This window comes from Rhodococcus sp. NyZ502 (assembly GCF_041464245.1).
Lineage (GTDB): Bacteria > Actinomycetota > Actinomycetes > Mycobacteriales > Mycobacteriaceae > Rhodococcus_F > Rhodococcus_F qingshengii.
The window spans coordinates 2,014,727-2,040,732 of the sequence record NZ_CP167155.1; the positions used below are offsets into that span (position 1 = coordinate 2,014,727).

Consider the following 26,006-nt stretch of genomic DNA (forward strand, 5'->3'; position numbering starts at 1 on the left):
ACTGCAGTACTGTTGTAGGTATGGCAAGGCTGGTTCACAAGACGACTGCGCGCAGGGCAGAGTTGTTCGATCAATTGGTCGAACTGTTCTTGAGCGAGGGTTTCGCCCACCTCACGCTCGACGAGATCTCAGCTCGTCTGCACTGCTCCAAGAGCACCTTGTACACCGTGGCGGCCGGCAAAGAGGATCTGGTGCGGGCGGTGACAGTGCACTTCTTCCGGGCGGCGACCGATGCAGTGGAGAGTGCAGTCGCCGCCGAAACGGCCCCGACTCGTCGAGTCGCGGTGTATCTCGAAGCAGTGGGTGATCGGCTGTCCGCGGCGTCCAGTCAGTTCATGGAAGACCTGGCCGAATCGGTGTCGGCGAGCCAGGTCTACGAGAAGAACACGTCGATCGCTGCTGATCGTGTGCGATCGCTCATCGTCGAGGGGGTCGATTCGGGCGCATTCCGGCAGGTACACGCATCATTTGTCGCCGATGCCGCTGCGGCGACGATGGTTCGGATCCAGCAACGCGCGGTCTACCGGGCAACTGGTCTGGACGATGCCAGCGCTTATCGGGAACTGGCAGCACTCATCACGGACGGGATCACTGCGTGATCAGTCGCTAGCATCGACGTTCATGGCACCTTTGAACGTCGAAGTCATCGTAGGTTCGGTCCGCGAGGGGCGAATGGGACGAGCAGTGGCGGACTGGTTTGTCGAGCGCGCAACCGCGAACCCGTCGTGGAACGTATCGGTGATCGACCTCAGAGAGCTGTCGTTGCCCCAGGATTTCTCGGATTCACCTGCCACGGAGGTTTTCCGCCGGCGAATCGGGCGCGCCGACGCTGTTGTCGCCGTGACCTCCGAATACAACCACGGGTATCCGGCTGCTCTCAAGACCGCATTCGATTCGGTGAAACACGAGTGGCGTGCCAAGCCGATCGGATTCGTGTCCTACGGCGGGATTTCAGGTGGTGTTCGGGCCGTCGAGCAACTGAGGCAAGTGGTGGCGGAGTTGCACATGGTCTCGGTGCGTCAAAGCGTGACCATTCACCGGGTGCGTAAGCAATTCGGACACGAGCCGTACGGCGTGGATTCGATTGCGATCGATGCAAGCGAGAAGATGATTCGTGAATTGGATTGGTGGGGAAGCGGATTGCGGATGCAACGTGCAAGTGATCCCTATCCCGGCTGATCTTGGACATACGCGATCACGCCATCTGGTGAGCGTCGCCGGCTCGTGGACGGCCGATGAACGATGTCTCGGAAGCGATGGTCACGAGAGTCAGGTCGACGCGTGTACGGCCGGTTTCGACCGTGATCTTGTCACCGAGTGCGAATGGCTGGACTATCGAGATTTCAGGGTCGACCCGAGGCCATTGGCGTGGATGTCCGTACACATAGATTGCGGTCACGCCGGCACGCGGAGATAACCCCTCGACGCCGTCGAACACGACAGTGTTGAAGGCGCCCTCAGGCCCACCGCCCTGCCCGGACACGCGGAGTCGGTCAGGCACTCCCATCGAGTCGGTGAGCGCGGTCCACGCTTGCGGTCGATCGGTGTGGACGAGTACCAGTGCGCCGGTCGCGATGGCTCGAAAGATCAACTGCTGAGCCAGATAGAGTTCGCCGGCGACAAGAACGGTGTTGACGCCCGGCCCCGAAATTCTGGCCGCGACACCGTGCCCGTTTCGGTCCGAGCCGATGAGTTGGCCGCACCCGGCAAGGGGTAGAGCGAGTGAGTCGAGTGTGCCCCCGTCCATGCGAACGCCCGGCGTGATGCCGTCCAGCGCGGCCAATGCGGTTGGCAAGTTGGTCAGCAATCCGTCGCGCTGGCGCCCACGTAGCGAGACCAAACCGGCCAGCGGTGCGTTCTCAGGTGGATTGCGCGTGGTGAAGCGACATGTCGCACTGACCTTCGCCTCTCCGCGTTGTCCGGTGGGTCGTAACCGAATTGTCACGGACGTCCCGACCGTTGCCACTGCCCACACTCGGGTCAGGGTCGCAGTGGTGATGAAACGGGGTTCGATCCCAAATCCGACGTTGGACACGCCAGGCAAGGGGGTACTTCGCCACGTTTCGGTGACCTCGTGGCCGGCCACTCCTCTTGTCACCTGGGCAGTGGACGACGCGATCTCCGGTGCGGTCAGGATCCGCGCCTTGCACCCCGCTGAATCGAGCACCCGGATGACACGATTGGCGGCAACAGCTATCGCGCGGCCGGCGCCCTGTTCGCCCCCGCCCCGGCGTTCGACTGCTGCACCACCCTCCAGCGCGTCGAAACGTAGTGCAAGCCAAACACTTCTGGTGGCGGTGGCTGGTAGTGGTCCGATGAGACGTTCGTAGACTTCGGTGGCAGGCGTTCCCGACGCGGCGCGGTATCCGTGACTGACGATGTCGATGCCGGTGAGTGAGATGTCGTGCTGATAGAGACAATTGGCGAGGGCTGCCGTGGGCAGAAGGTGGGAAGCGTCGAACGAATGACGGCCGATCCTGGTCAGGTAGTCGCGTGGGGGAGCGATCTCGACGACAGCGACGAGCGAAGATCCGTCCACTCGGAGCCCGATGGACTGCTCGGAGGGAGTGTGAAAACTGACGATCGTGCTGCGGTCGACGTCCTTGCGGTGCAGATAGCGAAAGTACCTGACAATCCAGGACATTACCGACCAACCGCCCACATGAAGCAGCATTGATCCGGCAACCACACAACCGATTGCCAGCGCCCAGAACCAATCGAGCCCACTGGCCATCGCGATTCCGCCCGCACCGATTCCGAAAATCTGTGCCGGCACGAACTCGCGCGTCGAAATCCTGTGTGACGACGGCCAATGCTTCAACCGCGATCGGTCCACGGTTCCTCCCCGATACCTGACCTGCGAACTACCCGAAAATTTCCGCCCCAGCGGAACTGTACTGTGTCTTCGCAAGGGGATGTAAGGCACGGGGGGAATGATGGCTGCGACACCTACCACGCGCTGGCAGGTCAACGGGTACCGATTCTTGGTCAGGCGGATGGAACATGCGCTGGTCAGACGAGACGTGCGGATGCTTCACGATCCGATGCGATCACAGTCGCGCGCGTTCACCGTCGGAATAGTCCTCGCTGCACTGGGATTGGCGGGTTGCGCTGTACTCGCTCTGTTTCGGCCACAGGACAGAATCGGCGATGCAGAGATCGTCGTTGCAAAGGAATCGGGCGCGATGTTCGTCGCCATGGAGGGTACGTTTCGCCCTGTGCTGAACTTGGCCTCCGCACGACTGATTCTGGGTTCGCCAGGAAAACCGGCAATAGTCAAGGCATCCGAGGTCGAGGCGAAACCCCGGGGCGCGCTCGTCGGCATTCCCGGCGCACCGTCCGCGCTGCCGGAATCGGCCGACCCTACCAACGCCGCGTGGACGGTGTGCGATTCCGTCGGATCCGACGGGAGAAAATCGTTGACGACTTCGGTCCTGGTCGGCTCGTCCAATGTCGGCGAAAACACGACATATCTGACGAATGACCGTGCATTCCTGGTGAAGTCGGGTTCCGATCACTTTCTCGTGTACGACGGGAAGCGAGCGGAAATCGATGTGGACGATCCGGCGATCATGCGGGCTTTGGGCCTGGAAGGAGCACAGGCGCGGCCGATCAGTATCGGATTCCTCAATTCGATTCCCGAAGTTCCGCGCATCGAGGCTCCGCGAATCCGCCAACTGGGATCGGCGCCCCGGTTTCCTCTGCAGAACAAGACTGTCGGCTCCGTCGTCCAGGTTTCGGTGGGTGCGGACCCGCAGTACTACGTGGTACTCGAGAACGGGATCCAGAAGATCGGTGCGGCGCTCGCCCAACTGATCTACTTTTCGGATTCGCAGGGCGCCACCGGGATCGCGAGCGTCACCCCTGATGCCATCAGTCGTATTCCCTCGGTGAGTGAGCTGGCCGTCGACTTGTTGCCGCGGGTGGTTCCGGAGATCGTCGATGATCACGGCGCACCTGTCGGCTGTCTGGAATGGGCTCCCGCACCTGCAGTCGAGGGCGGCGAAAGTAGTTCTGCAACGCTGAAACTTGTCGCTGGATTGCAGGTTCCGATCCCGGAGGGTGGCAAGTTGGTGTCCTTGGCGCAGGCGGACGGATCGGGTGACAATCTCGACAACGTCCATGTCGAACAGGGATTCGGCGGATTTGTTCAAGCGACCGGAATCGAGACGAACAGCACCAGGCACGACGGAGTGTTCTACGTAGCCGATACCGGTGTGAAGTACGGCGTACCGGACGAAACCTCCGCTCGCGCGCTCGGATTGACGCGAACGCCTGATCGCGCGCCTTGGCAGATTCTCGACCTGCTTGCATCAGGTCCCGCGCTCGAGAAGAGCAATGCACTGATAGCTCACGACGGAATCGCCCCCGATACAGCGCCGGCCGCTCCGGTGAACTGAACACTGCTGACGGTTCAGGGATCGATGTTCTGGCGTTCGGGAAGATGCCGACGAATTACTCGACGAAGAGGCATCGATGCCAACAGCGTCAGTAGGGCGAGGGTGCCGACCGTTCCGGCTCCGACGAGTGCCGTGTCGCGAGATCGGTTGTCGGGGGTCGGCGGCGTGGGTAGGGGATCGATCGACACCGACTGATGGTTGACCTTGACGCGTTCTCCTGGGGCCAATTCGCCCGTCACTGCCGCAAGTGGATCGATGACGCCGTGACCGACGTAGGGATTCCAACCCTGCGCCGGAGCGTGGGCGGTGGCTTCGATACGTTGCATGACCTGAGGCGCAGTCAGTTCCGGGTGAACCGACCGGACCAGTGCGGCGGTTGCCGCGACAAAGGGCGCAGCGAAACTGGTCCCGTTGAACGACTGTACGGCGCCGTCGGAGCCGTACACCCCGTTGGTCAGACCGGGCGACGTCGGGTGAAGTGAGGTGATTCCGGTGCCGGGCGCCGCCACGTCGACCCACGGACCGCCGAGGCTGAAGGAACTGGCGGCGCCATTGGGGTCTACCGACCCGACCGTGAGGACATAGTCGTCGTACCAAGCCGGACTGGCAATCGTCGCAACCGAGTTCCATGGATCGGCTAAGGGGTCGACGGGATCCGGCGGCGGATTCTGGTTCTTGCAACCTCCGGATCCGACGTTACCTGCAGCTGCGACGACTACGACGTTCTTCGCGATCGTGGCGTATTCGATTGCAGCGCCGAGTCGTTGGTCGTTGATCCCGTCCCCGGCAGGCTTGCAGGCGACTTCGGAGATGTTGATGACGCTTGCACCCATGTCCGCAGCGTGACGGACGGCCGATGCCATGGTGTCGACGTTTCCGTACCCGGATGAGTTCTCGGCTGCAGCAGGGTCTTCGCGTTGGCCGGCCACCGAGAAGGCGGCACTGGACTGCCTGATCGAAATTATCTGTGCGTCAGGCGCAGCTCCGGAGAATCCGGAACCCTCGACTTGCTGGGCGGCGATGAGACCGGCCACGACTGTTCCATGTGCGTCACAATCGTCGGTGCCGTCGGAGGTACCGACGTAATCACCGCCGCCGTCGAGCGATGGCAGCCGGGGATGTCTGCTGACACCGGTGTCGATGACGGCAATTCGCTGTCCGGCCCCTCTGGTGATCGGCCACACAGAATCGAATCCCAGATCTCGTTGAGAACGTGGAATGTCCGCATCGTCACCACCTGCCACGGCTGGGACGCACAGGGTTCGTTGTTCGGTGGGTTGTGGAGGTGCGGGCGGACCGTCCTCCGGCAGCATTGCAGGATCGATGGGGGAGGGAACCGCGCTCGATGCGCCACCTGCCCCGGCGAGAACGCTGAAGGCGACGATCACGAGACTGGCGCAGATGTTTGTTGCACGTCGAATCACCATCGATCACCGATCGCTCAGAGGCTACGCATGAGCGCGAAGAGGCCACTGACCCAGCAGATCAGCGGAACGATTGCTGCAATCGCAGCGAGGTCCAACAGCTCGGCAGCGCGTCGCATAACGGGGCTGAATGTGTTCTGGGGGGCGAGGATTCCCAGAATCAGTGCCAGGAGGAGAACGGTCATCGTGATGGCGAAGATGACCAATGCATGGTCGCGATGGGTCCATGCCATGTCGCCCAGGAGAACGAGAATCACCGAGATGCCTGCCGCGATGAGTGGCACAGCCTGCTGTGCGCCCGCGTAGGTGCGCCCGCGAAACATCAGCACGACGGCCGTCGCGAATGCGAGAGCAAGATTCGGCCAGACGATCCCCTGACCAGGCCAGGACCACGCGAGTGCGACGGCAGCGACGAGCGCGACCACTGACGTGGCCACGATCAGCCCGGTCAGATAGTTACGCGCCCGCCCTGCCCTTTCGGCCAACTCGGTCAGCCCGGGTAGTTCGGGTTCGGGCAGTTCGTCGCGGTCGTCGTCGAGGGGATTACTCGGCGTCGGAACAGGGGGAAGCGGTAGTCGCGCGAACAACATCGACAGTCGAGCGGTGAACGTGAGAACGATAAATGCGGCGGCAATCACCGCGCCGCTGACGGTCGCGGTGCGCGCCCCGGGAAGCGTGGTAGTGACGGCAAAGGTGCCCACCGCCGCGAGAAGGACGACGAGAAGTGCGGTGAAGACAGCTAATCCGGCGCCGCACAAGCGGAAGCAGATCAGAGTTACCGCAGCGGCAAATGCCGAACCGAGAAGCAGATGAGCCGAAAGAACAGTGCCGGGCACGCAGAGTGCGCCGGAGATGAACGCCAGTGGCACCGAAGCGCATCCGAGCGTGACGGAACTTGCAGAGTCTCCGTACACCCGCGCCGCCACGGCGGCGGCGACTGTGAGCACCAAAGACGTCACTCCGCCGCAGACGGCGCCGATCAGTCCCGTGTCGCCGAGGACCAGGGCGAGGGCCGCGACGAGCGCAGCGACGAGGGCGGCGGTCGAGCCGACAATGCGCGCGGTGACCGGAGTCCAGCGTCGGTAGACGTCCGCATCCGTGGCCGCGACGGTGTACATGATGTCGTCGAAGAGTGGGGGCGGGGCAGCGGTGTCCGAGGCCTCGAGTACGAGCAATTCTCCATCGCGGATTCCGTGCTCGTGCAGCGACAGCGTCGGTGCCAGCGGTGACCTGCCGACTTTCGACAGAGTCCAGTCGACGGGCTCGAATTGTTCGGTGGTGTGGTCGAACTCGTTGAAATTGCTGTGGTTGACAATTGTGTCCACAATGCCCGGAATGACCACGGTGAGTGGAACACGAAGCGGCACCGCAAGATCCACCTGCGAATGGGCTGAAAGTACCGTCAACCTGCACAGTTCGGCAGAATGACTCGCGCCTCGTCCGTTTCCGGTGTTCGCAGCGCTGGTTGTAGTGGTGCTGGTCAAGATCTGTCCCCTCCCATGACGCGATTCCCCCTTCGCGTCACCCCAGTTCACCCGAACAATACGACATGAACTGCGCGCCTGTATCGAAGACAGCGCCGACAACAGGTGGCACCGACCCGAGTGTCGGTGTTGTGATCTACTCTCTTGCAATTGCGCGAGTACGCCTTGGGGGGCCGGCGGTAGTCGGACGAGGCGCCTGGCGGCAACAGCTGCAGCACCGATGGGGGTGGGTGAATTGAGCACTGTCAGATTTGCGCGTCGAGCACGCCTTGAATCGCCGCGCACACCGGGCGGCGAGGTGACGCTTCAGCCCCCACCGGAGATACCTCGCGTCACGCCGGGAAATCTACTGACCAAACTACTTCCGGTGATCATGGTGGTTGCCATGATCGGCATGGTGGCGCTGATGTTCTCTTCCGGCATGGCGCGCAATCCGATGTCCCTGCTGTTTCCGGTCATGATGATGGTGTCGATGCTCGGAATGCTCGCCGGGGGCGGTCGTAGCGGTGGAGCAAGAGCGTCCGAAGCGAACGAGGACCGCAAGGACTACCTCCGGTACCTGGATCAGATGCGTAGTGATGTTGCTGCGACGTCTGGTGCGCAGCGTGCTGCTCTCGAGTGGAGCAATCCCGAGCCGTCGCTGCTCTGGACACTGGCCGGGACTGTGCGGATGTGGGAGCGTCAGATCACCGACTCGGACTACTGCCACGTTCGGGTAGGTCTGGGTACACAGCGATTGGCCACCAGACTCGTGTCTCCGGAGACCGGGCCGGTCGAGGATCTCGAACCCGTCGCTGCTGTCTCACTTCGGCGATTCGTCCGTGCACATTCGGTTGTGCAGGACCTGCCGACCGCCGTCTCGCTTCGCGGATTTGCTGCGATGTCCATCGAGGGGCAGAGAGATTCCGCTCGTGCGCTTGTCCGCTCGATGTTGATGCAGCTGTGCACATTCCACGGTCCGGACACGCTCCAAGTTGCGGTGGTGTGCGGTCCCGATACCGAATCCGAGTGGGAGTGGGTCAAGTGGCTCCCACACGTGCAACACCCGCAGTCTCAGGACGGCACCGGCACTGCACGCATGGTGTTCGGTTCGTATCTCGAATTCGAAAGTTCCCTCGGGGAACCGCTTTCGATGCGTGCTCGATTCGCTCGCAACACTCCAGCCAGTGTGGGCGTTCCGCATCTCGTGTTGGTCGTGGACGGTGGCTTACTCGAAGGTGACACCGGCCTGTTGTCCGAATCCGGGCTCGACTCGGTGACCGTCCTCGACCTCTGCGGGTTCTGCCCGCGGCTGGTGGCGACGCGTGGGTTGCGACTGGTCGTCGGTAGCGATCAGATCGGCGCGGTGAGCAGCGCAGGAGTTGAGAACTTTGCGAGGCCCGACGCTGCGACGACGAGCCTGGCGCAGGCGTTCGGGCGTCGCATCGCACCGTTCCGTGCGGCATCGCAGAATGCCGTCGACGCAGCTGACGACGACCGATCCCTTCGGACGTGGAGCCAGATGTTGGGGATAGGAAACGTTGCGAGGTTCAATCCTGAGCATGGCTGGCTTCCACGTCAGGGGCGCGACCGACTCCGCGTGCCGATCGGTGTCGGACAAGACGGAAACCCCGTCGAACTGGATCTGAAGGAGTCGGCCGAGAACGGTATGGGTCCGCACGGGCTGTGTATCGGAGCCACCGGTTCTGGCAAGTCGGAGTTCCTGCGAACCTTGGTGCTCGGCCTGATCGCGACCCACTCTCCCGACGCACTGAACCTCGTCCTGATCGACTTCAAAGGTGGTGCAACCTTTCTCGGCCTCGAGGAGGCGCCGCACGTTGCTGCGATCATCACCAACCTTGCCGAGGAATTGGCGATGGTCGATCGTATGAAGGACGCGCTCGCCGGCGAAATGAATCGTCGACAAGAACTGTTGCGTGCGGCAGGAAACTTCGCAAACGTGTCCGATTACGAGAAGGCGAGGCTGGCTGGCGCTGCACTCGATCCGTTACCGGCACTCTTCGTGGTTGTCGACGAGTTTTCCGAACTGCTCAGTCAGCAGCCGGAATTTGCCGAATTGTTCGTGGCCATCGGGCGATTGGGCAGGTCACTTCACATTCACCTGCTGCTGGCCAGTCAGCGACTCGACGAAGGAAAGCTTCGGGGCCTCGACAGCCATCTTTCGTATCGCGTCGGTTTGAAAACGTTCTCGGCGAACGAGTCTCGTTCCGTCCTCGGCGTTCCCGATGCTTATCACCTTCCGGGTACACCCGGTGCGGGATACCTGAAGTCCGATTCTGCTGAGATCGTTCGCTTCCAAGGTGCGTACGTGTCAGGCCCGTACGAGGGCGAGCGGATCGTGCCCACTCGATTCTCGGTCGATTCCCCCGTCGAACTGGCGCCGCTGCCGTTTACCGCGAAGCCCGTGACCGGACCAGAGGCCGTTGTCGTTCCCGTCGAGCCCGACGTCGTCGACATGGGTGAAATCGGTGACGATGCACGTACTCTCATGGGAGTCCTCGTAGACCGCATGCGCGGTCACGGTCCACGTGCGCATGAAGTGTGGCTCCCGCCGCTCGCGTCATCTCCGACGCTTGACCAGTTGTTGCCGCGGTGGGCGACCGGTGATCAACCTCGCGGAAATCTGAGCGCACCCTTCGGCATAGTCGACAGGCCGTTCGATCAGCGCCGCGATCTACTCGTCGCCGATCTCAACGGATCGACTGGCAACCTCGCGATTGTCGGCGGCCCGCAGTCGGGAAAGTCGACGGCGTTGCGCACGTTGATCTTGTCTCTGAGCATGACGCACACGCCGGAACAGATTCAGTTCTACTGCCTCGACTTCGGCGGTGGAACGCTCCTCGGATTGAAAGATCTGCCGCACGTCGGATCGGTGGCAAACCGCTTGGATTCCGACCGCGTCCGGCGCACAGTTGCCGAGGTACTCGGTGTGGTCGCCAAACGGGAGCGACTGTTTCGTGACCTCGGCATCGAATCGATGGCCGATTTCCGTAGATTGCGAACAGCTGATCCCGCCGGGGAAGGTGAGGCTGCGGGACTCCGAGAGGACCCGTACGGTGACGTCTTCCTCGTCGTCGACGGTTGGCCAAGCGTTCGTTCGGATTTCGAATCACTCGAGCCCCAGATCAACATGCTCGCCGGTCAAGGTTTGTCCTTCGGTGTACACGTGATCGTCACGACGTCGAGGTGGGCCGAGATCCGGCCGGCACTCAAGGATCAACTGGGTACTCGCATCGAACTTCGTTTGGGTGATCCGGGAGATTCGGATGCGGGTCGCCGGAAAGCCGGCCTGGTGCCGGAAGGTCGACCGGGTCGTGGCATCACTCGCGACGGACTCCACCTTCTCACCGGACTACCTCGAATCGACGGCCTACCGGGTAGTGAGAACTCGAGTACGGCTGTGGTGGCGACGGTCGAACGTATTGCAGCCATGTCGAATTCGCGTCCGGCACCCACCGTGCGGATGCTCCCGGATTCCTACTCGCGGGCAGAACTTCTCGAAGCTGTCGGGACCCGGTGGCCCTCACCGAGTGCGGCCGACGGTCGGTGCCTCACCGTGCCGATCGGGCTCGGTGAGACCGACCTCGCCCCGGTGTACATGGACTTCCGGGAACACCCGCACCTGTTGATATTCGGCGACACCGCGTGTGGGAAGACATCTCTCTTGCGTGGAATAGCCGAAGGGATCATCGCGTCGAACACACCGGCCCAGGCCAAGCTGATCATCGGTGACTATAGGCATTCCCTGCTGGGCGTGGTCGAAGGGAATCACCTCGGCGGGTACTCGGCGTCGTCGACGACCTTCGGTGAGTTGATGGTCGACTTGGCTCGGATCGTCGCTGCCAGAATGCCGAACGCCGGAACAACGCAGCAGCAATTGCGGGAACGATCTTGGTGGAGTGGGCCGGAGATTTACGTACTGATCGACGACTACGACCTTGTGGCCACACCGAGTGGAAATCCGGTGGCGCCGTTGCTCGAATACATTCCGCACTCCAAGGACATCGGTTTGCACCTGGTTATTGCCCGCCGTTCCGGTGGTGCGGCCAGAGCACTGTACGAGCCGGTCATTGCGAGAATTCGCGACATGGCGCCGGCCGGATTGATCATGAGCGGAAGTCGTGACGAGGGAAATCTCGTCGGCACTGTCCGCGCGTCGGCGATGCCGGAAGGCCGTGGGGTCTACGTTTCCCGCTCGCAAACCCAACTTGTCCAAGTTCCGTGGATGCCACCGCTGTGACCGCTCCGTCCGCAGTGTCGGTCTCGTTACATTGGGGTGCATCGAATATCTGGGTCGTGTCGGGTCAACGCGAATTCTGTTGCAGTGCAGACCTCCGACGCGAACCGGCGTCGGGCCCCGGTGCCTCCGGCGAGAATGCGATCGATTACATCGACGACGATTATGTCGACGTGGATGGTCGGGTTGTCCCGACAGTCTTGGAGGTGGCCAGGCTGATCTCCAGTGCGATGGACGGGTGCGGAATCGTCGACGCAGACATTCTTCATCTCAGTCATCCCTCGGATTGGGGTGCCCCACGCAGGCGGCGATTGCTCGATGCCGCACGTCGAGTGGCGCACGACGTCGTACTCGTTCCGACGTCGATCGCGGCGGCGAGGTCGGCTCATACGGCTTGGCGATCGCGGTGTGTCGTCCTCGAACTGCGAGGCGGAACGGTGGTCGCTTCTGTTGTCGCTGAGGTCGACGGTGAACTCCGAATCGACGGAACACAAAGTTCGGAGATCGCTGACGTTGCGGGGTTGTTTTCCGCAATCGGGGATCTATCGGTTCGGGACGCTGTGGTGTTGGTCGGGCCGAGCTCTCATGCTGTTGCGGCTTCGCTCGAACGGGGGTCGACGAATGTTCACGGCCACGCGAGCATCCGAATTCTGGACGAGAGCCGGGTGGCTGCGTCTCTGGTGGATCCTCAGACGCTCGTTCGCCAGACAACCGCGCGGGACAGTTCGGGACGAATCGTCGACAATTCGGCTTTTGGCGCCGGGTGGGTAGGCGATACGGATGGCGCGAAGTCGATTCCTGGCGCGGACTCGAATGCCTCTTCGCCGCGTCGCGTCGGCGGGCGGCGCGGAGGCCGTCGATGGTTCGCGGCGGCGCTTGCGGTGGTCGCCGTCGCCGGTGCGGTCGCAGGAACGGTCGTGGTGTCCACTCGCGATCGAAACGATTCTCGGTTGACGGGGTCGGTCGCAGCCACGGCGGAAGACGAAGTAGAGATCGTGGAGGCGTCGAAAGAGCAGGAAACGCCTGCCCCGAAGACTTCGATCTCGTCGATCGAGTCCGGGGCCACGCCGGAACTTACTCGTGTGGACGTGGGAAGCGTTGCGGCAGAAGTGCCTTCCGATTGGAAGCTTCTGTCGCGAGGGACCTCGAGCGGGCGTACCGATTTGGTACCCGGTTCGGGTGCGGATCGCAAGATCGTGGTCATCGAGAAACGTCTTGCGGAAGGTGTGGGATTCGATTCCGTCGAAGCTGTTTTGCGTCAGCAGTTTTCGACGTTCGAGGACCCATTGCGGTTCGCAGAGTTTGCTGTGCTCGACGACGCCGCAGGAAAACGGGCAGTGGTGTACGTCGAGTTTCCGGACGATTTCTCCGAGGTGCGTTGGCACGTGTACGTCGACAACGGACGGCAAGTGAGTATCGGCTGCCAGTATCTGGTCGGTGAGTGGGGCAGTCTCGAAGCGGACTGCCTGCGGATGTGGCAGTCGGTCGAATTCACACCGTGACCGGATCGGTCGGTTCTGAAAATATTCTTCGGTCGGGCCGGAACCGTTGGCACGAAGGTCGCGTCAAAGTATGTGTAGCGCACATCAGGGAGTTCCGCTCGACCCCGGTGCACATCCGACGGACAAAGCCCGTTGTGTGTGATCGCCGATACCGAACGGTACTCACCGAATCCAGGGGGACGACATGGGCTTTACCGCAACTACCGCTGAATTGATCGATTCGGCGGGGACCATCGACGGACATCTCGGTGACATCAGGGGGCTGGTCAACGCTGTTCGGTCGGAGGCCGACGCTTCGCACAATTCGTGGAACGGTGCGGCGCAGGTCGAATACGCAGGAATCATGGAGCGATACAACAGCGCGGCCCTGAAGTTGGACACAGCTCTGACCGACATCTGCGAGCAGATCAAACAGGCCGCGGGAACCTTCGACTCGACCGAAGACGACAACGTCAGCTCGCTTCGCGGCGCGACGGTGAACATGTCCTGACCGCCAGCACTTCGTCGTCCGATCAAGCAATCCTCAGCCAGTAGTTCTCACAAGTTCTCTCCAGTCACACCGAACCGGGAGCAGTTATGTCCGACAGGATCAAGTACGACTTCGGCGGCCTCGCAATGCTGTCCGATCAGATGAAACAGCAGGCCAAAGCGATCAACGACAAACAGGGCGACATCAAGGTTGTCGTGGACAAGCTGCAAGCAGGCTGGGAAGGGGCAGGTTCCGAAGCGTGGAACGACGCACAGCGTCGCTGGGCCCAGGCTTCCGAAGAACTGAACATGGTTCTCGCGCAGATCGCCGGAGCGACGGCGAGCGGCTCGGAGAAGATGCAGGAAGCTGATCGGATCGCGGCAAACGGGTTCGGTCGCTGACAACATCCCACGCCGTGATGACACCCCGCCTGCCCCGGTACCGTCAGGTTGCCGGGGCAGGCGCATGTCGATCGCTCGCATCGCTGTGCTGGACGATGATGCTGTTGGCAGGAATGGCTGCGCTTTGACCTGGCAGCGGGTAGACCGGTATCGTCTATCGGTGGCGTGCCGTAGGGCTCCGGCAGAAATGCGTGGAGACCGGCGGTTCTCGGGTCTCAACTGGCCGCCGAGGATCGTTTACGCGATACGCACATGGTCAGCAGTGGAATGAATTAAGACGAGGAAGATCTGTGTCTACGTACACCCCGAAGGCCGGAGATGTGACCCACACGTGGCACGTCATCGACGCCACTGACGTGGTGCTCGGCCGTCTTGCCGTTCAGGCAGCGAACTTGCTGCGTGGCAAGCACAAGCCCACCTACGCGCCGCACATCGACGGTGGTGACTTCGTTGTCATCATCAACGCAGAGAAGGTTGCCATCAGCGGCAACAAGCTGCAGGGCAAGAACGTTTACCACCACTCCGGATTCCCGGGTGGCCTGAAGTCCCGCACTGTCGGTGAGGTCCTCGACAGGACTCCCGATCGTCTCGTCGAGAAGGCCATTGTCGGCATGCTCCCCAAGACGAAGCTCGGCCGCGCAATGAGCAGCAAGCTCAAGGTTTACGCGGGCCCGAATCACCCCCACACCGCGCAGCAGCCGGTGCCGTTCGAGATCAAGCAGGTCGCACAGTGACATCGCCGGAAGAGCAGAACGTGTCCGAAGAGAACATCGAAGCAGTGGAAGAGCTTGTCTCTGACGCAGTCGAGGTCGTCGAAGAGGTTGCTGCAGCTACGCTCGCACCGATCGTCCTCGATCGCCCGGTCCAGACCGTCGGTCGCCGCAAGGAGGCTGTCGTTCGCGTCCGGATGGCTCCCGGTACCGGTCAGTTCAAGCTCAACGGTCGTACGTTGGAGGACTACTTCCCCAACAAGGTTCACCAGCAGCTGATCAAGGCTCCGCTGGTGCTCGTCGAGCGTCCCGAGTCTTTCGACATCATTGCACTGCTGCACGGTGGCGGCCCGTCCGGTCAGGCAGGCGCACTGCGTCTGGCTATCGCGCGCGCACTCATCGAGGTAACCCCTGATGATCGTCCGGCCCTCAAGCGTGCAGGCTTCCTGACGCGTGACGCCCGCGCGGTCGAGCGTAAGAAGTACGGCCTGAAGAAGGCCCGTAAGGCATCGCAGTACTCCAAGCGCTGATGCTTCGCCGAGGTTGACCCGACGGGTCTGCTTCGGCACCTGTTCACCACAAGAGCGGGCGTCCATCGTTACCGGACGCTCGCTCTTGTGTTTCTCGGAGAAATTCCCTTCTCGAGTTCCCTTCTCGAGGTTCACAGGATTCAGGAGTCGTTCTATGGGTCGGTTGTTCGGTACTGACGGTGTTCGTGGACTTGCCAATTCGGATCTGACTGCAGATCTTGCATTGAGATTGGCAGTTGCCGCGGCGAGCGTACTGACAGCCGACACCGCGGACGAACGTCCGACCGCCGTGATCGGCCGCGATCCTCGCGCCAGCGGTGAGATGCTTCAAGCCGCGGTGACCGCAGGATTGAGTTCCGCGGGTGTCGACGTGCTCGACGTGGGTATTCTTCCGACTCCGGCAGTTGCATACTTGACGGCAAAGCTCGACGCCAGTCTCGGTGTCATGATCTCTGCATCGCATAATCCCATGCCGGACAACGGAATCAAGATTTTCGCAGCCGGTGGACACAAGCTGGATGATGCTGTCGAGGTGGCGATCGAGGATGCACTCGACGGCACTGCGCCGCCCGTCCTACCGACAGGTGCCGGGATCGGCCGCGTCCGTACGGTCGACGACGCCGCTCAGCTGTACCTTGCGCATCTGGCGAGCGCGGCGAGCGAGCCACTCGCTGGACTCACCGTTGTGGTCGACTGCGCCAACGGCGCTGCTTCCGCGCTCGCACCGGTTGCCTACGCGGCAGCGGGCGCTCGCGTCATCGCGATCAGCGCCGATCCCGACGGCCTCAACATCAACGACGGCTGCGGATCGACGCACCTGGAGAATCTTCAGAAAGCCGTAGTCGATCACGGGGCGGACCTAGGCCTCGCGCACGACGGCGACGCCGACCGTTGCCTGGCCGTCGACGAGACCGGAGCGGTGGTCGACGGTGACGCGATCATGGCAGTTCTGGCGATCGCGATGAACGACGCCGGTGAGTTGGTCGAGAACACTCTCGTCGCGACTGTCATGAGCAATCTCGGTTTGCACATCGCGATGCGCGAGGCCGGTATAAACATCGTGACTGCTGCCGTAGGCGACCGCTACGTCTTGGAGGAACTGCGCGCGGGCGGATACAGCCTCGGTGGCGAGCAGTCAGGCCATGTCGTGTTGCCGGCGTTCGGCACCACGGGCGATGGGATTCTCACCGGCCTCCGGCTGCTCGGACGCATGGCTCGCACGGGTAAGTCGGCATCCGCGCTGGCCGCAACGATGACAACCCTCCCGCAGGTTCTGATCAACGTGAAGGTCGGGGACAAGGCGACAGTCGCAGCATCGCCGTCGGTACTCGCAGCAGTCGCGGACGCAGAGCGCGTCCTCGGTGACGGTGGTCGCGTGCTCCTGCGCCCGTCCGGGACAGAGCAACTGGTCCGCGTCATGGTCGAGGCCACCGAACTTCCGCTCGCGCAGAGGCTGGCCGACGAGTTGGCCGAGATCGTCGGTTCGGTTTAGCCCCTCATTACGGCATTCGCGTTTTGAGGGAACGTAATTGCGCCCTGCTGCGTCCAAGGAGTCAAAGGCCGCTCGACGTTCGAGTGGTTCCGCTGAAACTTGGGGGCGCTCGTGGATGTCGACCGCGCTGGAACAGATGAATTGGCGCGCCATGCGGTGTCGGTGGCCCAGGCTCTGCGCGATTCTGCGGACCCGATCAGGCGTCTGCGATTCAGCGGTGCCGTTTCGGGCCGTGATTACGCCGAGCATGGAGCCGCGTTGGCGTCGGCATTGGCGGTCCTGAATTCTCGCTTGACTGGCCGTGCGGATCTTCTCGATGCGTTGGCGCGTCGGCTTTCCTCTTCGGCTGAGGTGATCGCTGAGGTGGACGGTCAGGGTGCGCAGCGATTGCGAGACTCCAGCGGGTCGGTCTCATGAGACGGACGAGCGGTACCGCACAGGCAGTACCAAACAGCTACTATTGCGTCGAAGATATTCTTGCACTGCGTGATTCGCGCGTGCGTCCTGACGAAATCCTGGATGCTGGTGCGAGGGGACTGCAGTTCTTCGATCGATTTCACGACCTGGCCTCTCGGTTGGGCTTCGAAGAACGGATGCTTACGTCCTACGAGGATGCGTATCGCGCAGAGGCTGGTATCGATTTCGAGGCACTAATGCGAGATGCGTCGGACATGGCCGCAGCGGTGGACGGTTCGGTCGCCGAGATCGCGATGCTGACGACCCTGGCGGAGAATCTTCCTTCAGTGTGGAATGTTTCCGGCGTGGGTGCGGTCGTAGATCATGCCTTCGCGGCGCGGCGTGAAGCTCGGTCCGATGCGGATTCGGCGCCACTGTTGATCACGCTGGCCGACGAGTTCGCGCGGACGGTTCGAACGGCTTTGGCAGACAAGGCTTTCAAGGTGGCAAGCCTCGACCGGGCGACGATCGGCGGTCTGGGTGCGGGGGAGATCGACCAGCTGACTCACGTCGCTTCCACCGGTCGTGGTGCGGCGCCATGGCTGGACACGGTTTTTCGTTCGGCGTATCTCGATACTCGCGATGAATTCGACAGGGCGTGTGCGGAGTGCGCGAGCGCGGTTGGTCATGCTTTTGACGCCGCGACCCAGTGGGTGACAGACGCGTTCACGTCAACCTTTCCGATCGCCGAGCCGAGTGCATCAGGTGTCGCCGCCGCTCCTGTCTCTTTCTCGATCGGCGGCAACACTTGGGGCTTCTCGATTGCGTCCGACGGTCGTGGGGTGAGTCTGGATGTTGCAGGTGCTGACGGGAACTCTGTGTCGGCCACCCTGGAGTTGAGCGAAAATGGTTGGCCGAGAATAGTGCTCGATGCCGATCCGGAGATGTCGCTGCACGAGGCGCGCCCGCAAGAAGCGTCCCAGCCTGCGACACTCCAGCCCGAAACTCCCGACCCTGAGATTCGCGAGCACGAGGTGCCGGTTGAATCCAACGCCGAGTTCTCGCCCGCGCCGGACCCGGAGCCGCCTTCCACAGTCCCCGACGAGTCGATCGTGGTCCCCGACGGAGAGACGGGCGCTGAGTTGGCCGGAGCTGGTCCGCTGTGAAGTCCGTTCACGCGCCGTTCGAAGCGATCCGTCGAACCCTCGATTCTCAACTCGACGACTTCCGTGAGCGCAGAGTGGCCGCAGCGAGCGCGGAATCGCACCAGGAGCCGCCGTCCGAAACGACATCCGCCGAGAATGACACGGATGGGCCGGTCAGGTCCGGCCCGTATCTGCGATCCGCGTCAGAGCCGACGCCGACGCCGCCGTGCTCGCCGCCGGAGTCGGTGGCGAGTACGGACTCCTACTTACGCAACAGCTGGCTGGCCCGCGCGTCGGAGTGAGGTTCGACCGGCAGCAACGGCGCCGTGTGCGGAATCTCGACGTCAGGATCAGCAAAATCCTTGTACTTCTTGTCGCCGGTCAGATGGAACAACAGGAAGCCCGTGAGCAGGCACCGTGCGGCGGCCTGTGTCTTGCGCTCGGATCCACCGAGGCCCAGGGCGCCGAGGAGTCGGCGGCCTTCGATCAGTCCGGCGTCTTGGGCGTCGTTCACGGTACGTGCGATGACAGGACCGCCCCACTCCACGCTCAGCGGCCGGGCATTGCTGGTCAAGGAATCGACGTCGTCTTCGCCGGCGAGGATCAATCCGGGCGCTGTGATCTTCGACGCGTAGTTCTCCGCCTTGGGTGCTGTCGGGGCCGGGAACAGTGCGGCTACCGCACCGACATCCCCGCGCTGCGCTGCGGCCAGTACCGCAGCGCCCGCGCCCATGCCGTGACCGGCAAAGGCGACCCGATCGGGTTGGACGCTGATCTGTCCGGGGCCGAGTCGCACGCCGACGCAGATGTCGAGCGTCGCTCGAAGATCTGCAGCCAATCCGAGATGTGACGGGACCGGACCGCGTTCGCTGTCGGGCGCCGCTGCGACAATTCCCCAGGAAGCGAGGTGCTGGAGTGTCTGCTCGTACTTGTGGGACCCGACCATCCACCCGTGCGCGAAGGCAACGGCGGGGAGATTGAAACCGGTTTCCGGCGTGTACACGACACCCGGCTGTCCGGCCAGGGCGAGGTTGCCGCGGAGAACTCGGTGCGGGCCGCGCTTGGACAGCTCACGGGTCAGTGTCTTCAGTTTCGGTGCCACGGTTGAAGACGTTATCCGATGAGCCGCCTCGTGTATGCGGAGCGGACGCCGCAACCAGGTGCGGGAACCGCAAAATGCGCCCACCGCCGATGTCCAAGTACCCTGAGTCACCATGTGCGGAATCGTGGGATACGTCGGCCACCGCCCAGCTCTGGGCGTTGTGGTGGAGGCTTTGCGACGAATGGAGTATCGCGGGTACGACTCGTCGGGAATCGCGATTCTCGACGGAACCGGTGGGGTCGAGATCGAGCGTAAGGCCGGTAAGTTGGCCAACCTCGAGGCGGAGCTCGGCGAGTACGGTGCGGATCACTTCGTCGGTACGTCCGGTATGGGCCATACCCGTTGGGCGACGCATGGGCGTCCGACGGACCGCAATGCGCACCCGCATCGTGATGCCTCGGGCAAGCTGGCTGTCGTTCACAACGGAATCATCGAGAATTTTGCCCCGCTGCGTGCGGAGCTCGAGGCTGCAGGCGTCGAACTGCAGAGCGACACGGATTCCGAGGTCGCGGTTCACCTCGTCGCCCGGGCGTACGCCCAGGGGCCGACGGCAGGTGATTTCATCGAGAGTGCGCTGTCGGTGGTTCGTCGGTTGGAAGGTGCGTTCACGCTCGTCTTCACGCACGCTGATCATGCGGACACGATTGTCGCCGCGCGCCGCTCGACGCCGCTCGTAGTCGGTGTCGGTGAGGGCGAGATGTTCCTCGGCTCCGACGTCGCTGCATTCATCGAGCACACACGCGATGCGGTTGAACTCGGACAGGATCAGGCAGTGGTGATCACTGCCGACAGCTACCGGATCTCCGACTTCGCGGGTAACGAGGCAGAAGGACGCCCGTTCCGCATCGACTGGGATCTCGCAGCCGCCGAAAAAGGTGGTCACGATTACTTCATGCTCAAGGAGATCGAAGAGCAGCCGACTGCTGTCGCCGACACGCTCCTCGGCCACTTCGAGAACGGGAAGATCGTCCTCGACGAGCAGCGGTTGTCCGATCAGGAACTGCGCGACGTCGACAAGGTGTTCGTTGTCGCTTGCGGTAGCGCTTACCACTCCGGTCTGTTGGCGAAGTATGCGATCGAGCATTGGACGCGTCTACCTGTCGAGGTCGAACTCGCCAGCGAATTCCGTTACCGCGACCCGGTTCTCGATCGCTCGACGCTTGTTGTCGCAATCTCGCAGTCGGGGGAAACGGCCGATACGCTCGAGGCTGTCAAGCACGCCAAGGACCAGAAGGCACGCGTCCTGGCGATCTGCAACACCAACGGTGCACAGATCCCGCGTGAAGCCGACGCAGTCCTCTACACCCGGGCAGGACCGGAAATCGCGGTCGCGTCCACCAAGGCGTTCCTGGCGCAGGTGACCGCGAACTACCTCGTCGGTTTGGCTTTGGCGCAGGCTCGCGGAACCAAGTATCCGGACGAGGTCGCCCGCGAGTACGCCGACCTCGAAGCGATGCCCGCATTGGTCAGCAAGGTACTCGAGACGGCAGAACCGGTGCGCGCGTTGGCGCGCCAGTTCGCGCACGCGTCGACCGTGCTGTTCCTGGGGCGTCACGTCGGCTACCCGGTGGCGCTCGAGGGTGCGCTCAAGCTCAAGGAGCTCGCGTACATGCACGCCGAGGGCTTTGCCGCCGGTGAGCTCAAGCACGGCCCGATCGCCTTGATCGAGGAGGACCTTCCGGTCATCATCGTCATGCCGTCGCCGCAGGGCCGCGCTGTCCTGCACTCGAAGTTGGTGTCCAACATTCAGGAGATCAAGGCGCGCGGGGCGACGACTATCGTCATCGCTGAGGAAGGCGACACCGTCGCCGCGGCGCACGCGGATCACCTGATCGAGATTCCGGCGTCACCGACTCTGCTGCAGCCGTTGTTGTCCACGGTTCCGTTGCAGATCTTTGCGGCCGAGGTTGCCGCGGCGCGTGGCTACGACGTCGACAAGCCGCGTAACCTGGCGAAATCGGTTACGGTCGAGTAGCTTTCGCTAGAAAATCGGGCCCCGCAGTCGCAAGACTGTGGGGCCCGAGCGCGTTACGGCGTCTCGACGACGACGGTTCCGCGCATCTCGGGATGCGGTGTGCAGGTGTAGTCGTAGGTTCCGGGTTCGGTGAACGTGTAGGTGTAGGTTCCCGATTTCTTGAGCGGACTGCGGAGTTTGCCCTTGGCGTCCCCGAGGCCGTTGACGTCGTGGGCCATTCCGTTGTCGTCGAACACCCACGTGACCGTCTCGCCGACATTCACGGTGATGGACGCGGGGGAGTACGCCATCCCGGAGATGGTCACCACGGGTCCGCTGGCCGTCGTTTCCGGAGCCGGTGGTGTGGAGTCGGTGCCGGAACTGCACCCGACCAGACCGAGAGCGAGCACGAGACCCGCGATTGCCGGGCGAAGACGTGATTTCATGGTTTCGAGGGTAGCGACGGCAACTGAAGGGTTCCGACATGCGTGGGTACTACACAGCCGATCAGGTGCGAGCAGCTGAGGCGCCGCTGCTCGACAAGCTGCCCGACGGGGTGCTGATGCGTCGAGCGGCGTACGGTCTTGCGCGAGTAGTCGCGGACGAATTGCGTTCCCGTACAGGGTCGGTCGCGCATCGGTCGGTGACGCTGCTGGTCGGTACGGGCGACAACGGCGGTGATGCCCTGTGGGCCGGTGCGTTGCTCCGCAAACGAGGTGTGAGCGTGCGGGCCGTGTTGCTCGATCCGGCGCGCGCTCATCGGGCGGGCCTCGATGCTCTCTTGAAGGCCGGCGGCCGAGTCGCCGCCGAAGTCGGGTCGCCGGATCTGGTGATCGACGGCATCGTCGGGATTTCCGGGCACGGCGGTCTACGGCCTGACGCGGCCGATCTCGTCGGCCAGGTGGATGCACCGATCGTGGCGGTCGATCTTCCGAGCGGCGTCGACGCGAACACCGGCGCAGTGGACGGCCCGTCGGTGACCGCTGATGTGACGGTCACATTCGGTGCGCTCAAGCCGGTACACGTACTCGCGGCTCCGCTGTGTGGTCGTGTCGAACTCGTGGACATCGGATTGAGCATCAGCGAACCCGAATTCGGTTCGCTCGATCCGGCGGAGGTCGGTGCGCTGTGGCCGGTGCCCGGTCCGGAGGACGACAAGTATTCGCAGGGTGTGGTGGGCATCGTTGCGGGAAGTGAGCAGTATCCCGGCGCGGGCGTGCTCTGTACCGGTGCCGCGGTGACCGCGACCGCCGGCCTGGTCCGCTACGCCGGGCACGGCGCCACCGAGGTGCTCGCCCGGTTCCCGGAGGTGATTGCGAGTGAGACCTTCCAAGCCGCCGGGCGAGTTCAGGCGTGGGTGGTCGGCCCCGGTATGGGTACCGACGACGACGCCGCGCGACTTCTGGCGTCGGTGCTGGCTACTGATGTACCCGTTGTTGTCGATGCGGACGGACTTACCCTCCTCGCTCAGCGTCCCGAACTTGTCGCAGCCCGGACCGCGCCGACACTGTTGACGCCCCACGCCGGCGAGTTCGCTCGATTCACAACTCTTGGCGACGACAGGATCGCGGCCACGCGTGCTCTTGCCGCACGCCTCGGAGTCACGGTCCTGTTGAAGGGCCATACGACGGTGATCTCGGATCCCGGCGGTGAGGTGCTGGTCAACGACGCCGGCGGCTCCTGGGCATCGACGGCAGGTTCGGGTGACATCCTCTCCGGTGTGATCGGTGCGTTGCTGGCGGCGGGTCTGAGCCCTCTCGAAGCCGGGGCCGTCGGGGCGCGGGCTCACGCGTTGGCTGCGAACATCGCCGCTGCCGGCGGTCAGAGCGATGTCGCCGGAGCACCGATTTCGGCTTCACCCCTGCTGGGAGGTCTGCGGGAATCGGTGCGTGTGCTTCGCTCTTTTGCCCTCGATTGAGGGTGTTCAAACCCGAACACGTGTCCGATTCTGCGTGGGTGGCAGGATTGTCGCCATGACGCTTGCCCAGGGAAGAGCACCGAAGGAGCCTGCGGAGGGGAAGGCGAGCCGACTCGACGACGCAGTAGGGCCGCAGACGGAGGCAGTCGTCGATCTGGACGCGATCGCGCACAACGTGCGTGTTCTGCGTGAATTTGCCGGGGATGCAGCGTTGATGGCGGTCATCAAGGCGGACGGATACAACCACGGCGCAGTTGCGGTGGCGCGGACGGCGCTCTCGGCGGGAGCCCGGGAACTCGGCGTCACCACCATCGCGGAGGCACTGGTCCTTCGCGAGGCAGGCATCACCGCTCCCGTTCTTGCCTGGCTGCACGGCGTCGACGCCGATTTCGCCTCGGCGATCCGATCGGACGTCGAGATCGGCGTGTCCTCCCCGCGACACCTGGCCGCTGTCGTCGACGCGGCACGGGTTCTGGGACAACAGGCGACGGTGACGCTCAAGGTGGACACCGGTCTCAATCGCAACGGCGTATCGAGAACCGAGTGGCCGCAGATGCTCGACGACCTCGCCACTGCGCGGGACGAGGGCACGATCAGGCTGCGCGGAGTGTTCTCTCACCTCGCGCACTCGGACGAACCGCATCACGACGTCATCGACATGCAGAAGCAGCGTTTGATCGACGCGGTTGCCGACGTCCGCGCTCGCGGATTCGACCCCGAAGTCGTTCATCTTTCCAACTCCGCTGCTACAGTCACCCGTCCTGACCTGCGGTTTGACATGGTTCGGCCGGGAATCGCGATATATGGATTGTCTCCGGTGCCCGAACTCGGAGATTTCGGTTTACGACCGGCGATGACGCTGCGAGCGAAGGTGATTCTGGTGAAGAAGGTAGCCGCCGGAGAGGGCGTCTCCTACGGGCATCAGTGGGTCGCACCGCACGACACCACTCTTGCGCTGCTTCCCGTCGGCTACGCCGACGGTTTGTCTCGCTCACTGAGTGGCAAGTTCGAAGTGCAGTTGGGCGGTAAGCGTCGCCAGGCTGTCGGGCGAATCTGCATGGACCAGGTATTGGTGGACCTGGGTCCGGACGGTGACGGAGTTCGCGAAGGCGACACCGCGATCTTCTTCGGCAACGGCGATCACGGCGAACCCAACGCGCAGGCCTGGGCCGACGTACTCGACACCATTCACTACGAGGTCGTGACCGGGATACGTGGACGCACTGTGCGTACGTACATCGGGGGAGAGGCGTCATGAAGACTGCAGGAAAGATGAGCATTCTCGGTGGCCTGCTCAGCGCCGTGGCGCTCGGCTCGATGGCCGGCGTGAACGCATTCAAGACCGCGACGCGTCCGGGCCGGGAAATCTACGCGGACGAGGACTTCGACCTCATGACGCGCGACCGCAAGAGCACGGTGCGCACCGAGGACGGTGTCGAGCTGGCAGTTCGCGAAGTGGGACCGGACGACGCTCCGCTGACGGTCGTTTTCGTGCACGGATACTGCCTGAGTGCGCTGTCCTGGCATTTCCAGCGCCGCCAGCTCGAAGAGCGATGGGGCAACAAGGTTCGCATGGTGTTCTACGACCAGCGCGGACACGGAGACTCGGGCATGCCGCGTTCGAAGAGTTGTACGGTTTCTCAGCTCGGCCGCGACCTCGCGACCGTCGTCGAGGCCAAGGTACCCAAGGGGCCGATAGTTCTCGTCGGTCACTCGATGGGCGGCATGACGGTACTCGCGCTCGCCGGTCAGCGACCCGAATGGTTCGAGGGCCGAGTCATCGGCGTGGGGCTGGTCGCGACGACGGCGGCAGGCCTGGCCGAGACCGGCCTGACCCGCAATCTGCAGAATCCGATCATCGACGGATTCCGGTTGGCAGTGCGCACCTCACCAGGAGTAGTTCAGCATGCCCGGGGCGCTGCGCGAGTATTGATCACGCCGATCCTGCGTGCGGCCTCGTACGGCACCGATGTCAGCCCACGGCTGCATGAACTCTCGGACGGCATGCTCGACCGGACCTCGGTTGTGACCATCGTCAATTTCCTGCGGACGTTGGAACTACACGACGAGTCCGCTTCTCTCGAGGTCCTCGCGCACACACCGGCAGTCGTGATCTGCGGCGATCAAGACATGATGATTCCGTTCATCAGCTCCAAGCGTCTCGCCGCCGATCTCCCCGAATCCGAACTCGTGCGAGTTCACGGGGCCGGCCATCTGGTGCAGCTCGAGTTCCCGGCGATCGTGACGGACGCAATCGACAAGTTGGTGCAGCGAGCGCAGATAGAAGAGCGGTCCGATGTCGGCTGAGAACTCCACGGGACTTCCCGTGTCCGGACAGATCACGTTGGAAACGGCCGAGGATACCGAGGCTTTCGGCCGACGCTTGGCGGCGGGACTTGTTGCCGGCGACCTGGTGGTGCTGGACGGTCCACTCGGGGCAGGCAAGACCGCGTTGACGCGCGGAATCGGCGCCGGGCTCGGGGTGCAGGGCCGGGTGACGTCCCCGACGTTCGTCATCGCTCGTGAGCATCGTCCGGGCACCCGCCCCGGCGGCGGAGTTCCCGTCGGCATGATCCACGTCGACGCATACCGGCTGGGAGACAGCGGACCGCATGCGCTCGACGAACTCGATGCCCTCGACCTCGACACCGACCTCACCGATGCAGTGGTGGTGGTCGAATGGGGTGGTGACGTCGTGGAAAGGCTCGTCGAACGGCACCTGCGAGTGCAGCTTCATCGGGAACCCGAATCGGATGTGCGGACTGCGAGTTGGTCCTGGACGTCGTGAAAGGGAGTTTGGTGTCACAGACGTCGTGAAACGGCGTTTCGTGTCACAGACGTC

The 26,006-nt window shown here is 63.1% G+C and carries 23 protein-coding genes; 18 read left to right on the top strand and 5 right to left on the bottom strand.

Annotated elements, in window-relative coordinates:
* Positions 1-20 precede the first annotated feature (20 nt).
* Positions 21-599 (top strand): TetR/AcrR family transcriptional regulator, encoded by a 579-nt coding sequence (locus tag ACBG85_RS09410; protein WP_003940885.1) that lies wholly within the window; start codon positions 21-23, stop codon positions 597-599.
* Between the two features lie 22 nt (positions 600-621).
* Positions 622-1,179, top strand: coding sequence for an NADPH-dependent FMN reductase (locus tag ACBG85_RS09415; protein WP_003940967.1), 558 nt, complete (start codon positions 622-624; stop codon positions 1,177-1,179).
* 16 nt (positions 1,180-1,195) lie between these two features.
* On the opposite strand, the gene eccE is transcribed toward ACBG85_RS09415, so the two are convergent.
* Positions 1,196-2,836, bottom strand: coding sequence for a type VII secretion protein EccE (gene eccE / locus ACBG85_RS09420; protein WP_054188119.1), 1,641 nt, complete (start codon positions 2,834-2,836; stop codon positions 1,196-1,198).
* Between the two features lie 97 nt (positions 2,837-2,933).
* On the opposite strand from eccE, the gene eccB reads away from it, so the two are divergent.
* Complete coding sequence (gene eccB / locus ACBG85_RS09425; RefSeq protein ID WP_082845801.1) at positions 2,934-4,400, top strand: type VII secretion protein EccB; 1,467 nt, start codon at positions 2,934-2,936, stop codon at positions 4,398-4,400.
* A 14-nt stretch (positions 4,401-4,414) separates the two neighbouring features.
* Here the strand turns inward: eccB and mycP are convergent, their stop codons facing one another.
* Positions 4,415-5,827 carry a type VII secretion-associated serine protease mycosin gene (mycP, locus tag ACBG85_RS09430; RefSeq protein WP_063316703.1) on the bottom strand — a complete coding sequence of 471 codons (1,413 nt, stop codon included), beginning with the start codon at positions 5,825-5,827 and terminating at the stop codon, positions 4,415-4,417.
* A gap of 14 nt (positions 5,828-5,841) precedes the next feature.
* Positions 5,842-7,308, bottom strand: coding sequence for a type VII secretion integral membrane protein EccD (eccD, locus tag ACBG85_RS09435; RefSeq protein ID WP_209448511.1), 1,467 nt, complete (start codon positions 7,306-7,308; stop codon positions 5,842-5,844).
* A gap of 235 nt (positions 7,309-7,543) precedes the next feature.
* Between eccD and eccCa the strand changes: the two genes are divergently transcribed.
* The 10 genes from eccCa to ACBG85_RS09485 all read left to right on the top strand — a co-directional run bounded on the left by eccCa (position 7,544) and on the right by ACBG85_RS09485 (position 18,492).
* On the top strand, positions 7,544-11,548 hold the full coding sequence (gene eccCa, locus ACBG85_RS09440) for a type VII secretion protein EccCa (protein ID WP_372027297.1): 4,005 nt from the start codon (positions 7,544-7,546) through the stop codon (positions 11,546-11,548).
* A gap of 56 nt (positions 11,549-11,604) precedes the next feature.
* A complete protein-coding gene (locus ACBG85_RS09445; protein WP_341514147.1) occupies positions 11,605-13,047 on the top strand; it encodes a type VII secretion-associated protein in 1,443 nt (480 codons plus the stop codon).
* Positions 13,048-13,231: 184 nt separating this feature from the next.
* Positions 13,232-13,537 (top strand): WXG100 family type VII secretion target, encoded by a 306-nt coding sequence (locus ACBG85_RS09450; protein ID WP_003940986.1) that lies wholly within the window; start codon positions 13,232-13,234, stop codon positions 13,535-13,537.
* An 86-nt stretch (positions 13,538-13,623) separates the two neighbouring features.
* Complete coding sequence (locus ACBG85_RS09455; RefSeq protein WP_003940975.1) at positions 13,624-13,917, top strand: WXG100 family type VII secretion target; 294 nt, start codon at positions 13,624-13,626, stop codon at positions 13,915-13,917.
* 290 nt (positions 13,918-14,207) lie between these two features.
* Complete coding sequence (gene rplM, locus ACBG85_RS09460) at positions 14,208-14,651, top strand: 50S ribosomal protein L13 (RefSeq protein ID WP_003940842.1); 444 nt, start codon at positions 14,208-14,210, stop codon at positions 14,649-14,651.
* Complete coding sequence (gene rpsI / locus ACBG85_RS09465; protein WP_007728596.1) at positions 14,648-15,157, top strand: 30S ribosomal protein S9; 510 nt, start codon at positions 14,648-14,650, stop codon at positions 15,155-15,157. Before rplM ends, rpsI begins: the two co-directional genes overlap by 4 nt.
* Before the next feature lie 154 nt (positions 15,158-15,311).
* Positions 15,312-16,649, top strand: a complete 1,338-nt coding sequence (gene glmM / locus ACBG85_RS09470; RefSeq protein WP_372027300.1) for a phosphoglucosamine mutase — start codon at positions 15,312-15,314, stop codon at positions 16,647-16,649.
* 111 nt (positions 16,650-16,760) lie between these two features.
* The gene (locus ACBG85_RS09475; protein WP_073512436.1) at positions 16,761-17,066 is read left to right on the top strand and encodes a hypothetical protein; all 306 of its coding nucleotides are present in this window, start codon (positions 16,761-16,763) and stop codon (positions 17,064-17,066) included.
* 176 nt (positions 17,067-17,242) lie between these two features.
* Positions 17,243-18,211, top strand: a complete 969-nt coding sequence (locus tag ACBG85_RS09480; RefSeq protein ID WP_372027302.1) for a hypothetical protein — start codon at positions 17,243-17,245, stop codon at positions 18,209-18,211.
* Positions 18,208-18,492, top strand: a complete 285-nt coding sequence (locus tag ACBG85_RS09485) for a hypothetical protein (RefSeq protein ID WP_003940907.1) — start codon at positions 18,208-18,210, stop codon at positions 18,490-18,492. The genes ACBG85_RS09480 and ACBG85_RS09485 overlap by 4 nt, the downstream gene beginning before the upstream one ends.
* Here the strand turns inward: ACBG85_RS09485 and ACBG85_RS09490 are convergent.
* A complete protein-coding gene (locus tag ACBG85_RS09490) occupies positions 18,453-19,292 on the bottom strand; it encodes a dienelactone hydrolase family protein (RefSeq protein WP_372027303.1) in 840 nt (279 codons plus the stop codon). The genes ACBG85_RS09485 and ACBG85_RS09490 overlap by 40 nt on opposite strands.
* Positions 19,293-19,404: 112 nt before the next feature.
* On the opposite strand from ACBG85_RS09490, the gene glmS reads away from it, so the two are divergent.
* Positions 19,405-21,267, top strand: a complete 1,863-nt coding sequence (gene glmS, locus ACBG85_RS09495) for a glutamine--fructose-6-phosphate transaminase (isomerizing) (RefSeq protein WP_003940837.1) — start codon at positions 19,405-19,407, stop codon at positions 21,265-21,267.
* Positions 21,268-21,320: 53 nt separating this feature from the next.
* On the opposite strand, the gene ACBG85_RS09500 is transcribed toward glmS, so the two are convergent.
* On the bottom strand, positions 21,321-21,692 hold the full coding sequence (locus ACBG85_RS09500) for a plastocyanin/azurin family copper-binding protein (protein WP_003940908.1): 372 nt from the start codon (positions 21,690-21,692) through the stop codon (positions 21,321-21,323).
* 38 nt (positions 21,693-21,730) lie between these two features.
* Here ACBG85_RS09500 and ACBG85_RS09505 point away from each other — a divergent pair, with 38 nt between their 5' ends.
* From ACBG85_RS09505 to tsaE, 4 genes are read left to right on the top strand one after another with little or no spacing between them, the layout of a single operon-like run.
* Positions 21,731-23,164, top strand: coding sequence for an NAD(P)H-hydrate dehydratase (locus ACBG85_RS09505; protein ID WP_073512438.1), 1,434 nt, complete (start codon positions 21,731-21,733; stop codon positions 23,162-23,164).
* Between the two features lie 55 nt (positions 23,165-23,219).
* On the top strand, positions 23,220-24,422 hold the full coding sequence (gene alr, locus ACBG85_RS09510; RefSeq protein ID WP_372027305.1) for an alanine racemase: 1,203 nt from the start codon (positions 23,220-23,222) through the stop codon (positions 24,420-24,422).
* The gene (locus tag ACBG85_RS09515; protein WP_054831462.1) at positions 24,419-25,471 is read left to right on the top strand and encodes an alpha/beta fold hydrolase; all 1,053 of its coding nucleotides are present in this window, start codon (positions 24,419-24,421) and stop codon (positions 25,469-25,471) included. The genes alr and ACBG85_RS09515 overlap by 4 nt, the downstream gene beginning before the upstream one ends.
* Positions 25,461-25,952 (top strand): tRNA (adenosine(37)-N6)-threonylcarbamoyltransferase complex ATPase subunit type 1 TsaE, encoded by a 492-nt coding sequence (tsaE, locus tag ACBG85_RS09520; RefSeq protein WP_003940673.1) that lies wholly within the window; start codon positions 25,461-25,463, stop codon positions 25,950-25,952. The genes ACBG85_RS09515 and tsaE overlap by 11 nt, the downstream gene beginning before the upstream one ends.
* Positions 25,953-26,006: the final 54 nt, after the last annotated feature.